7 protein-coding genes and 1 rRNA gene are annotated in these 12,280 nt (G+C 51.4%); 2 read left to right on the plus strand and 6 right to left on the minus strand.

The genetic code is table 11. The features are described from left to right. The first annotated feature begins 126 nt into the window (after nt 1–126). Nucleotides 127–837 (plus strand): UTRA domain-containing protein, encoded by a 711-nt coding sequence (locus J1784_RS13615; RefSeq protein ID WP_217149667.1) that lies wholly within the window; start codon nt 127–129, stop codon nt 835–837. Between the two features lie 149 nt (nt 838–986). Here the strand turns inward: J1784_RS13615 and metH are convergent, their stop codons facing one another. Then, the gene (gene metH, locus J1784_RS13620) at nt 987–4,670 is read right to left on the minus strand and encodes a methionine synthase (RefSeq protein WP_217149668.1); all 3,684 of its coding nucleotides are present in this window, start codon (nt 4,668–4,670) and stop codon (nt 987–989) included. A gap of 265 nt (nt 4,671–4,935) precedes the next feature. Here metH and iclR point away from each other — a divergent pair, with 265 nt between their 5' ends. Next, entirely contained in the window at nt 4,936–5,778 is an 843-nt protein-coding gene (iclR, locus tag J1784_RS13625; RefSeq protein WP_217149669.1) for a glyoxylate bypass operon transcriptional repressor IclR, read from the plus strand. A gap of 45 nt (nt 5,779–5,823) precedes the next feature. Here the strand turns inward: iclR and aceK are convergent, their stop codons facing one another. From aceK to rrf, 5 genes are all read right to left on the minus strand, one after another. Beyond that, a complete protein-coding gene (gene aceK, locus J1784_RS13630) occupies nt 5,824–7,536 on the minus strand; it encodes a bifunctional isocitrate dehydrogenase kinase/phosphatase (protein WP_217149670.1) in 1,713 nt (570 codons plus the stop codon). A 67-nt stretch (nt 7,537–7,603) separates the two neighbouring features. Further along, complete coding sequence (aceA, locus tag J1784_RS13635; RefSeq protein WP_217149671.1) at nt 7,604–8,926, minus strand: isocitrate lyase; 1,323 nt, start codon at nt 8,924–8,926, stop codon at nt 7,604–7,606. A gap of 40 nt (nt 8,927–8,966) precedes the next feature. Next, nucleotides 8,967–10,565 carry a malate synthase A gene (gene aceB / locus J1784_RS13640; protein ID WP_217149672.1) on the minus strand — a complete coding sequence of 533 codons (1,599 nt, stop codon included), beginning with the start codon at nt 10,563–10,565 and terminating at the stop codon, nt 8,967–8,969. 373 nt (nt 10,566–10,938) lie between these two features. Next, nucleotides 10,939–11,868 carry a homoserine O-acetyltransferase MetA gene (metA, locus tag J1784_RS13645; protein ID WP_217149673.1) on the minus strand — a complete coding sequence of 310 codons (930 nt, stop codon included), beginning with the start codon at nt 11,866–11,868 and terminating at the stop codon, nt 10,939–10,941. A 292-nt stretch (nt 11,869–12,160) separates the two neighbouring features. Continuing rightward, nucleotides 12,161–12,276, minus strand: a 5S ribosomal RNA gene (gene rrf / locus J1784_RS13650). Nucleotides 12,277–12,280: the final 4 nt, after the last annotated feature.

Raw genomic sequence — 12,280 nt, forward strand, 5'->3', positions numbered from 1 at the left:
TGATAATTATATGTCAGCATGAAAAAGCAGCATTTTTAAGCTTATAGCTGTTAACAAGCGCACACTATTTACACAACGAAGAGTCAGGTTGGTGCAAAAACGCACTGAAATGAGGCTTGCTGACCGATGAGTGAATCGCAGACCACCCTTGCTGTCATCTGCAAGGCATTGAGCGAAAGTATTGCGGCCGGGGCTTTTTCTGCCAAGGGAAGGCTGCCTTCTGAGCGGGCGTTAAGTGAACAATTTTCCACCACCCGAATCACATTACGGGAAGCATTAAGCCAGCTCGAGGCGCAGGGGTTGATCTACCGGGAGGTACGCCGGGGCTGGTTTGTTTCCCCGCCGCGCATTGTCTACAACCCGCTGCAAAGAAGTCACTTTCACGCGATGGCGAAAGATCAGGGACGTCATGCGCAAACCGAAGTCATTGATGCGAAATACTGCATAGCCAGTGAAACGGTCAGCCAGAAGCTGCTGTTGCCGTCAGAGAGTGAGGTGATTTGTATCCGCAGGTTGCGTTATATCGACAAGCGCCCGGTGCTGTATGTCGAGCATTACCTTAATCCGCTGTATTTTCAGGGCATTCTTGATGCGGATCTCACGACATCTCTGACAGATTTATATGCTTCCCGCTATGACATTCATTACGGGCGCGTGCGGTTTGATATGGTGCCGACGCTACTGCCAGAAGAAGCGTCGCGTGCGTTGAGAGTCGCTTCCGGCAGTCCGGCGCTGTTTATCACGCGTATTAACCGTGACCAGCACGACCGGGTCATCGACTGCGATCTGGAGTACTGGCGCTATGACGCGCTGCACATTGATGTGGAAGTGAGTTGATTCAAGTGGAAAAACACACCGATGGGATACCCTAAATCATTCGAGATGAATTAAGGCGGCAACTGAATGAACCCCAGGAGCTTACTGAAGTAAGTGACTGGGGTTCGTGATGGCAGCCAACGCAGAGTCAACTTGAAGGATGACGGGTATTAGTCGGCGTCGTAACCTAAGTTCGGCGCCAGCCAGCGTTCAACTTCGCCAATTGGCATATTTTTACGCGCGGCATAATCTTCGACCTGATCGCGCTGAATCTGCGCCACGGCGAAGTATTTGCTGTCAGGATGGCTGAAATACCAACCGGATACCGCAGCGCCCGGCCACATCGCAAAGGATTCGGTCAGTTGCATACCGGTGTTAGTTTCAACATCCAGCAGCTTCCAGATTTGGCCTTTTTCAGTGTGTTCAGGACAGGCCGGATAACCCGGTGCAGGACGGATCCCCTGATAATTTTCCCGGATAAGTTCTTCATTGCTCAGATTTTCTGTCGGTGCAAAGCCCCAGTAAACCTTACGCACTTTCTCATGCAGGTATTCCGCAAACGCTTCTGCCAGACGGTCCGCCAGCGCTTTAATCATGATTTTATTGTAGTCATCATGCTGCTTGTCATATGCCTCAGCCAGCGCATCTTCTTCCAGCCCGCCGGTGACGGCAAATGCACCCATGTAATCTTTTTTACCGCTCGATTTCGGTGCGACAAAGTCCGCCAGACAATAGTTGGCGAAATCTGTTTTTTCCGTTTGTTGGCGCAAATGATGACTGACCACCAGCACGTCTTCGCGGCGTTCATCGCTGTAGATTTCGATGTCATCGCCTTTACGGTTCGCAGGGAACAATCCGACAACGCCGCGAGGGTTCAGTAACTTCTCTGCGGAGAGTTTATCGAGCAGGTCATTGGCATCCTGGAACAAGCGCTTCGCTTCTTCGCCGACCACTTCATCTTCGAGAATGCGCGGATATTTACCGGCCAGCGACCAGGTCATGAAGAACGGCGTCCAGTCGATGTAATTACGCAGCGTTTCAATGCTGGCTTCCACTTTCTGAATGCCCAGGCGATGAGCAACCGGCGGTGTGTAATCGTCCCAGTCGATAGTCGTCGCGTTATCGCGTGCAACTTCAAGGCTGACCGGCGGTGTGCGTGGCTTTTTACGTGCGTGCTGGATGCGTACGGTGTCGTACTCTTTGCGCGTACGTTCGATAAACGCGTCACGCTGCTCTTTTGACAGCAAGGCAGAAACCACGCCGACAGAGCGCGAGGCATTTTGCACGTAGCAGGTCACGCCACTGTAATTTTGTTCGATTTTAACGGCGGTGTGCGCTTTGGATGTGGTCGCGCCACCAATCAGCAATGGCATGGTAAAACCACGGCGTTCCATCTCTTTCGCCACATTGACCATTTCATCGAGAGACGGCGTAATCAGCCCTGACAACCCGATAATATCGACGTTTTCTTCAATGGCAGTTTTCAGAATTTTGTCCGTAGGCACCATCACGCCGAGATCGATAATCTCGTAGTTATTACATTGCAGTACCACACCGACGATGTTTTTGCCGATGTCATGCACGTCGCCTTTTACCGTCGCGAGCAGGATTTTGCCGTTGGTCTGGCCCTTCTCCTTGCTTGCTTCAATGTACGGCTCCAGATAGGCCACGGCCTGTTTCATCACGCGCGCGGATTTCACTACCTGCGGCAGGAACATTTTACCGGCACCGAACAGGTCACCGACGACGTTCATACCGTCCATCAGCGGGCCTTCGATCACTTCGATAGGACGTGCGGCCAGCTGGCGGCACTCTTCGGTATCCAGTTCAATGAATTCAGTAATGCCTTTCACCAGCGAGTATTCGAGACGTTTTTTAACTTCCCAGCTGCGCCATTCCGCCTGTTGCTTGTTCGCTTCGCCATCGTCCTTGCTGCCACGGTATTTTTCGGCCAGTTCGAGCAGACGCTCGGTACCATCGTCGCGACGGTTGAGGATCACGTCTTCAACGGCGTCACGCAGTTCAGCCGGTAAGTCATCATAAATAGCCAGCTGACCGGCGTTCACGATACCCATATCCATACCGTTGCGGATGGCGTGATACAGGAACACGGCGTGAATGGCTTCGCGCACCGGTTCGTTACCGCGGAACGAGAAGGAAACGTTGGAAACACCACCGGAAATTAACGCGTGCGGCAGTTGTGCTTTGATATCGGCACAGGCTTCGATGAAATCGACGGCGTAGTTATTGTGCTCTTCGATACCGGTGGCGACCGCGAAAATATTCGGGTCAAAAATGATGTCTTCCGGCGGGAAGCCGACTTTTTCCGTCAGCAATTTGTAGGCACGACGGCAGATTTCAATTTTTCGGGCGCGGGTATCCGCCTGTCCGGTTTCATCGAATGCCATCACCACCACAGCTGCCCCATAGCGGCGCACCAGGCGGGCGTGATGCAGGAAGGCTTCTTCACCCTCTTTCATCGAAATGGAGTTAACAATCCCTTTGCCCTGAATGCATTTCAGGCCTTTCTCGATGACATCCCATTTGGAGGAGTCGATCATAATCGGCACACGGGCGATATCCGGCTCACCGGCAATCAGGCTGAGAAAACGCACCATTGCGGCTTCGGCGTCTAGCATCCCTTCATCCATGTTGATGTCGATGATTTGCGCGCCGCTTTCAACCTGCTGGCGGGCAACAGCCAGCGCTTCAGAATACTTCTCCTCTTTGATCAATCGCTTAAAGCGCGCAGAACCGGTAACGTTGGTACGTTCGCCGACGTTCACAAACAGCGTCTGCGGATCAATGGTCAGCGGTTCCAGCCCTGCCAGACGGCAGGCAACAGGAATAGTCGGCAATGCACGCGGCGGCACGCCTTCGACGGCTTTCACCATCGCCGCAATATGTGCAGGCGTGGTACCACAGCAACCGCCGACAATATTCAGGAAGCCCGAGCGCGCCCATTCGGCAATGTGCTCCGCCATATCTTTGGCTTCCAGGTCATATTCACCGAAGGCATTAGGTAAACCGGCGTTCGGGTGAGCCGTCACATAACATTCAGCAATGCGCGACAATTCAGCGACATACTGGCGTAATTCATCCGGCCCCAAGGCGCAGTTCAGGCCGAAAGTGAGCGGTTTAACATGGCGCAGTGAGTTATAAAAAGCTTCCGTGGTCTGGCCGGATAATGTACGCCCTGAGGCGTCGGTAATTGTGCCGGAAACCATCACAGGTAAGACGATACCCATCGCTTCGAATTCGCTTTCTACGGCGAATGTGGCGGCTTTAGCATTGAGTGTGTCAAATACGGTTTCGATCATGATGAGATCTGCACCGCCCTCAATCAGCGCGCGGGTTGATTCTCGGTAAGCTTCCACCAGCTGATCGAAAGACACGTTACGGAACGCGGGATCGTTAACGTCAGGGGAAATCGACGCCGTGCGGTTGGTCGGGCCTAACACACCGGCGACGTAACGCGGTTTATCCGGCGTGCGGGCGGTCCATTCATCGGCACACTGGCGTGCCAGCCGTGCGGCTTCATAGTTAATTTCAGCAGACAGCGATTCCATATGGTAATCAGCCATCGCAATCGTGGTGGAGTTGAAAGTGTTGGTTTCAAGGATATCAGCGCCAGCAGCAAGATAACCGTTATGGATCTCGACAATCACTTCTGGTTTTGAGAGCACCAGAAGATCGTTGTTGCCTTTAAGGTCGCTTTCCCAGTCAGCAAAACGTTCACCGCGGTAATCTTCCTCTTCCAGGCGATAGCTTTGGATCATGGTGCCCATGCCGCCGTCCAGAACCAAAATGCGCTCTGCCAGTTGCTTATGTAGCGCTTCAACTCGATTAGTCACTTTCACCTCATCACCCGTCACTCACACCCGGCAAATTGTTCATTCATACACCGGAAATTATGGTCAACATCCTAGCATACCTTCCTCAGCCAAAAGCCCGCGCCGACGTGAGACTTTTTCAATTCGGGAAGACATCCCGCAAATGCAATGCAACACATCGGATGAGCGCAAAGGCATGTTGCGATCCATACTGTAAAAACGAAAACCAATTCCAAAAATGACTTTTCTTCGCCAGCATTTGGCGCATCTTACAAGGAACAGGCTCATGGCAACGTCCGTATCGGCTCCGGCCAAACGTGCTAAGAAAACCAAAGCCGCTGCCGCAACAGGCAGCGCCGCGACCGGGCAGGTTCAGTCCCTGACACGTGGCCTTAAGTTGCTGGAATATATTGCTGAAGCGCAGGGCAGCGTTGCGCTGACAGATCTGGCGCAGCAGGCGGGTTTACCTAATTCTACTACCCATCGGCTGCTGACCACCATGCAGCAACAAGGGTTTGTTCGTCAGGTAGGCGATTTGGGTTTATGGACCATTGGCTCGCACGCTTTTGTTGTCGGCAGCAGTTTCCTGCAAAGTCGTAATTTGCTGGCGATGGTGCACCCGATGTTGCGCCGTCTGATGGAAGAATCCGGCGAGACCGTGAATCTGGCGGTGCTGGATCACAGCGATTATCAGGCGATCATCATCGATCAGGTGCAATGCAATGCGCTGATGAGAATGTCCGCGCCGATTGGTGGCAAACTGCCTATGCATGCATCGGGTGCCGGTAAAGCGTTTCTTTCAACTTTACCGGAAGAACGTCTGGCAAAGCTGCTGCACAAGATTGGCCTGCACAGCTATACGCCGCTGACAAAAACGTCGCCGGCGAACCTGAAACAGGAGCTGGCAGATACCCGCAAACGCGGTTATGCCTTTGATGATGAAGAACATGCGCTTGGGTTGCGTTGCGTGGCGACCTGCATTTACGACGAGCATAACGATGCGTACGCGGCTATATCTATTTCGGGTCCTATCTCGCGGATCACTGATGACCGTGTGACTGAGCTGGGCGCGCTGGTGATCCATGCGGCAAAAGAGATTACCCAGGCCTACGGTGGCGGGAAACACTGACAGAGATGCTGAAATCCCGCCTGAGTGTGGCGGGATTTCAGCAATTTAGCGGCGGCTGAAGCGCTGAGAAAGGCGGTAAGCAAAGACATCTTCCACATGCCCTTCGCTGATGCGCTGCTGCAAACCGCGCCAGTACCCGGCGCTGAACAGGTCGTCGTGCAGCGACTCAAAAATCTGCCGGAGGCGTTTATCGCTGCACAGGAAATGACGGAATTCCTCCGGGAAAACATCACCGGGCGCAATGCTGTACCAGGGTTCACTGGCCAGTTCATCCTCAGGATAGCGCGGCGCAGGAATATCGCGGAAATTCACTTCAGTCATGTAGCAAATTTCATCGTAGTCATAAAACACTACGCGGCCGTGACGGGTCACGCCAAAATTCTTAAACAACATATCCCCGGCAAAGATATTCGCCGCAGCCAGTTGCTTGATAGCATTACCATATTCTTCAATCACATCATACAGCTGCGCGTCACTGGCCTGTTCCAGATATAAATTCAGCGGCGTCATCCGACGTTCGATATACAGATGGCGCAGCGCAATGCTGTCATCCAGGTCTTCAATTTTTGCTGGCACTTCACGTTGTAATTCGATCATCAGTTCCGGGCTGATATTTTTCTTAGGCAGAATAAAATGCTCGAATTCCTGGGTGTCAGCCATACGCCCTACGCGGTCATGTTCTTTCACTAACTGATAGCACGCCATGACCTGTGCTTCGGTCACTTCTTTCTGCGGCGCAAAATTATCTTTTATGACTTTGAAAACGCGGTCACTGCCCGGAAGCGTGAAAACCAGCATGACCATGCCTTTGACGCCCGGCGCAATAATAAAAGACTCATCGGTTTGATCCATAAAACGCAGATGCTCGCGGTAACACTCTGTTTTTGCATGCTTCTGGCAGCCAATTGCGCTGTAAAGTTCAGCAGTAGTTTTCGCAGGTAAAATCTCGCGCAACCATTCAACCAGCGCACCGGGCTGAGGGGCGTACACCATGAAATACGAACGAGCAAAACCGAAAACAATACTGGCGTCATTGCCTTCTGTCAGACAGGCATCTGCAAATAACTGGCCGTTCTGACCGAGATGTACCGGCATTAACAGCGGAAATACCTGCAAAGCCGAGCGAATTTTCCCGATAATCCACGCGGCCTTATTGCGATAGAAAATCTCGGTAGCGATCTCGATATCAGCATCCGCCAGCCACTCAGCGGAAAAGCGTTGCTGCAATGCCGTGGCAATATAATCAACGTCGCGGGTTGCATCTTCCCACGGCAAACGTACCGGCAGGTCATCAAGCACTTTTGACAATGCCGCGATCAGATGGCCCTTCACCGGATACCTGCGTGACAAGGGACGGGAACAATTCTGCGGTCGCCGGGCGGACTGCTCGCTGAAAATAAACAGTTTATCTGCCGACAGATCACGATGTTTGAATATGCGGCAATAGACTGAATTAAAAAAGCTTTCGGCGATTTCAGCCCTGGGATAATCAGGCAGTAATTCGGAGTAACATTCCTTAATGCGGATCAGAAACGCGGCATCATAAAAATGCTGGCCGGTGATGCATTTAAGCTGAGTGACGACCAGTCCGACATGGTGATCATACAAATGAATACGTTGCTTCATCGCCGCCTGTACAGCGGGCCAGTTGGCATTTTCAAAGCGTTGTTGCGCCCCCGATGTCACCTCGAGAAAACGGCCGTACTGTGCGTCGAATCCCTGCAAAATAGTCTGCGCGATCAAAAGTTCTATACGCATAGCGGCGGCTCCATAGGAAAAAAAGGCCCGGATTTCGCCGGGCCAGCAGAGAGTCAGTAACAGACCGTCAGTGCGACGTAGAGGAGAATTGCTGTTCTTCTGTAGAGCCGGTCAGCGCGGTAACTGAAGAGCGTCCGCCCTGAATAATGGTAGTCACTTTGTCGAAATAGCCGGTTCCGACTTCCTGCTGATGAGAAGCGAAGGTATATCCACGGCTGATGGCAGCGAATTCTGGTTCCTGCACTTTTTCGACATAGTGCTTCATGCCTTCACCCTGTGCATAAGCATGAGCCAAATCGAACATGTTGAACCACATGCTGTGAATGCCCGCGAGCGTAATGAACTGATACTGATAGCCCATTGCGGCCAGTTGCTCCTGGAAGCTCGCGATGGTTTTATCGTCGAGATTTTTCTTCCAGTTAAACGATGGCGAACAGTTGTAGGCGAGCAGTTTGCCCGGGAATTTTGCATGGACGGCCTCGGCAAAACGCTGCGCCAGTTTGAGATCAGGCGTGGATGTTTCGCACCAGACCACGTCAGCATATGGTGCATATGCCAACCCGCGGCTGATGGCCTGTTCAATGCCTGCATGTGTCCGGTAGAAACCTTCATGCGTTCTTTCGCCGGTAATAAACTGGCTGTCATACGGGTCGCAATCGGATGTCAGTAAATCTGCTGCATCCGCATCGGTACGCGCCACAAGCAGAGTAGGAACACCAAGAACATCAGCAGCAAGACGCGCGGAGACCAGTTTCTGCACCGCTTCCTGGGTGGGTACCAGAACTTTGCCGCCCATATGTCCGCACTTTTTCACAGCAGCAAGTTGGTCTTCGAAATGAACTGCAGCAGCACCGGCCTCAATCATGGATTTCATCAACTCAAACGCATTGAGTACGCCACCAAAACCGGCTTCTGCATCGGCTACAATCGGCAGGAAATAGTCGGTATAACCGGGCTGACCGGGTTCAATGTTATTCGCCCACTGGATCTGATCCGCGCGGCGGAAAGTATTGTTAATTCGAGCAACTACTTCCGGCACTGAATTCACCGGATATAACGATTGATCGGGATACATACTCGAAGCTGTATTGGCATCAGCAGCCACCTGCCAGCCGGATAGATAAATGGCTTCAATTCCGGCTTTAGCTTGTTGTAATGCCTGCCCGCCAGTCAGCGCCCCGAGACAATTCACATAGCCTTTACGCGAAGCACCGTGCAGTAAATTCCACAAACGGGCCGCGCCGTGCTGAGCCAGCGTACATTCAGGATTGACCGAGCCACGCAGGCTGATCACTTCTGCCGCGGTGTAAGGTCGGGTGATATTTTTCCAGCGTGGCTGATTCCAGGTTTCTTCAAGCTGCTGAATTTGCTGAGTACGGGTCGTTTTCATGGCAAATGCTCCGGTCTTTTTATGTGTAGGGTAGGAAGAGTCAGGCCAGCAGCTGATAGCCCGGCAGAGTCAGGAAGTCGATTAACTCATCCTGTGTGGTGATTTTTTCCATCAGCGCCGCGGCTTGTGTGAAGCGGCCTGAGCTGAAACGCTGTTCGCCCAGCTCCTGCTGAATGACCAGCATTTCTTCGTTGAGCATCCGGCGGAACAGCGGTTTGGTGACCGGCTGTCCGTCATTGAGCGATTTGCCGTGGTGGATCCACTGCCAGATTGACGTACGGGAGATTTCCGCCGTGGCAGCATCCTCCATCAATCCATAAATCGGCACGCAGCCATTACCGGAGATCCAGGCCTCAATGTATTGCACAGCCACACGGATATTGGCACGCATGCCCTCTTCGGTGCGCTCACCGGAACAAGGGTCCAGCAATTGCTCAGCAGTGATGTCGGCATCCTCCTCGCGTGAGATATCCAGCTGGTTGGAACGGCCACCGAGTGCTTTATCGAACACTTCAAGCACGGTGTCAGCAAGACCCGGATGTGCAATCCAGGTGCCATCGTGTCCGTTATTCGCTTCCAGCTCTTTGTCAGTCCGAACTTTGTTCAGCACCCATTCGTTACGTTTAACGTCTTTGCTGGGGATAAATGCCGCCATCCCGCCCATCGCAAATGCACCTCGACGGTGACAGGTTTTGATCAGCAGGCGCGAATACGCATTAAGGAAAGGCTGAGTCATAGTCACGGACTGACGATCGGGCAATACGCGGTCGGCGTGATTCTTCAACGTTTTGATATAACTGAAGATGTAATCCCAGCGACCACAGTTCAGGCCGACGATGTGATCCCTCAGGTGATAAAGGATTTCATCCATCTGGAAAACAGCGGGCAGAGTTTCAATCAATACCGTGGCTTTGATTGTGCCGCGCGGGAGTTCCGCATAATCTTCGGCGAAACTGAACACTTGGCTCCACCATTCAGCTTCATGATAAGACTGCATTTTTGGCAGATAGAAATAGGGGCCACTGCCTTTAGCCAGTAATGCGCTGTAGTTATGGAAGAAATACAAAGCAAAATCAAACAGAGAACCGGGGATCGCCTCGCCCTGCAAGGTGACGTGTTTCTCAGGCAAGTGCAGCCCACGTACGCGACAGATCAGAATGGCCGGATCGGGCTTGAGTTGATAAATCTTTCCGGATTCATTGGTGTAGCTGATAGTCCCGTTCACCGCATCGCGTAAGTTAATCTGCCCCTCGATGACTTTTTGCCAGTCCGGAGCCAGAGAATCCTCAAAGTCCGCCATAAAGACTTTCACATTGGCATTCAGTGCATTGATCACCATCTTGCGTTCAACAGGGCCAGTGATTTCTACCCGGCGATCTAACAAATCAGCCGGGATCCCGCGTATTTGCCAGTCTGTTTTTTTTATGGAATGAGTTTCCGAAATAAAATCAGGTAACGTTCCCTGATCTATCTTCTGCTGTACGGCAATACGATCTGCCAGTAATCGGTTACGCAGCGGGGTAAAACGCACGACCAGTTCGGACAAAAAATCCACCGCCTCTTCAGTCAAAATTTGCGCTTCATTCTCACCAAAACGACGCGTGAAGCCAAGCTGACTGCGGGTAATTTCCTCTGACATCGCTTTTCTCCTGATTTATCTGCTTAATCTGCCCGAATGCTTCACTGAGCAGAGGCTGTTACGGTTGAAAACACACCAGGGCTGCTCTCTTGATCCTGAGGCGATTTTTCCCTGGTCATTTATTGCCCGATAGATTTAAGCGTAATCATAAATTTCATAAAATCAAAAACCATTTCCATTTTATTTTAAAAAAAATAAAATCTTATTTTTAATCAGTAATATAGAGAGAAATTATTATTCTACAAAATGGTAATGGGTTTCGAAAAGACTAAGAATTTGAACAGAAGGAAGGCGTCAGACAAAAAGATCGCAGGGATAAAAAGAGGATTAACAGACGACCGTAAGATCGTCTGCTGAAATCTTATAAGGAGGGTTACTCGAGGGTTGGATTCATCTGGCGCAGATCAAACGGCGTGATCTGATAAACGTAATAATTCAGCCAGTTAGTGAAAAGTAGATGCCCGTGACTCCGCCAGGTCGCCTTTGGTGATAATTCGGCGTTATCCTGCGGGAAATAGTTGTGAGGCATTTCCGGAGATATGCCCGCCGCCACATCGCGCAGATACTCCCCTGCCAGCGTTCCCGCATCATATTCAGGATGCCCGGTGACAAAGGCCATGCGTTTATCTTTGGTCGCAAAGAGGTATGCACCGGCTTCTTCAGACTCCGCAAAAATATCCAGATCTGTATACTGGCGGAGCACATCCGCCGGAAAATCTGCATAACGGGAATGCGGTGCCAGGAAGCTTTCATCAAAGCCACGCGTCAGTAAGGCCAGCGGTTGCAATGTCTGATGTTGATAAACACCGGAAAGCTTCCCCTCACGGGTCATTTTTGGCAGCCCGTAAAGCACGTTCAGCGCAGCCTGAACCGCCCAGCAGACAAACAGTGTCGATGTTACATGTTCTTTTGCCCAGTGAATGACACGCTCGATTTCCGGCCAGTAAGCGACATCGCAGAAGTCTACCAATCCCAACGGCGCACCAGTGACGATCAGGCCATCATAGTTGTCATGCTGAATATCTTCAAAGTCACAATAGAAGTTATTCAAGTGCTCAGCCGGGGTGTTTTTAGACTCACGGCTATCAATGCGCAGCAGCTGTACATCAATCTGCAGAGGAGAGTTCGAAAGCAGCCGTAAAAACTGATTTTCTGTCTCAATTTTCTTCGGCATCAGGTTGAGAACCAGCACCTTCAGAGGACGGATCTCCTGAGTTTTCGCACGTGATGACGTCATGACAAAGACGTTCTCATTGCGCAGGAAATTCACGGCTGGTAGTTCATCTGGAACCCGGATCGGCATAACAACTTCCTCACTGCATCCATTTATACGTTTAGACTTCTAGATAGCCGAAGATAGCGGGTTTTGTTTAAGATGTCGAGTCTGCAAGTGATAAGTGAAAATGTTTCAGCTTCAGTTATTAATTCAGAGAATTTGGTTATAAAGGACGGAAAATGAGAAGAAAGTAGTGATAACGAGCAGAGGCTAAATCGGTAAACACATGAAATTTTCGAACAGATTTCGAACGAAAACCACCAAATTCCTCATAGCAAAAAGCCCTGTACGTCAGTACAGGGCTTTCCACTTATTTGATGCCTGGCAGTTCCCTACTCTCGCATGGGGAGACCCCACACTACCATCGGCGCTACGGCGTTTCACTTCTGAGTTCGGCATGGGGTCAGGTGGGACCACCGCGCTACTGCCGCCAGGCAAA

The sequence above is a fragment of the Rahnella ecdela genome, assembly GCF_019049625.1.
GTDB classification, from domain to species: Bacteria; Pseudomonadota; Gammaproteobacteria; order Enterobacterales; family Enterobacteriaceae; genus Rahnella; species Rahnella ecdela.

Bases quoted from the DNA above. Each gene is read 5' to 3' on its own strand.
- J1784_RS13615 (WP_217149667.1), top strand. From the start codon at position 127: ATGAGTGAATCGCAGACCACCCTTGCTGTCATCTGCAAGGCATTGAGC.
- iclR (WP_217149669.1), top strand. From the start codon at position 4,936: ATGGCAACGTCCGTATCGGCTCCGGCCAAACGTGCTAAGAAAACCAAA.
- aceK (WP_217149670.1), bottom strand. From the start codon at position 7,536: ATGCGTATAGAACTTTTGATCGCGCAGACTATTTTGCAGGGATTCGAC.
- aceA (WP_217149671.1), bottom strand. From the start codon at position 8,926: ATGAAAACGACCCGTACTCAGCAAATTCAGCAGCTTGAAGAAACCTGG.
- aceB (WP_217149672.1), bottom strand. From the start codon at position 10,565: ATGTCAGAGGAAATTACCCGCAGTCAGCTTGGCTTCACGCGTCGTTTT.
- metA (WP_217149673.1), bottom strand. From the start codon at position 11,868: ATGCCGATCCGGGTTCCAGATGAACTACCAGCCGTGAATTTCCTGCGC.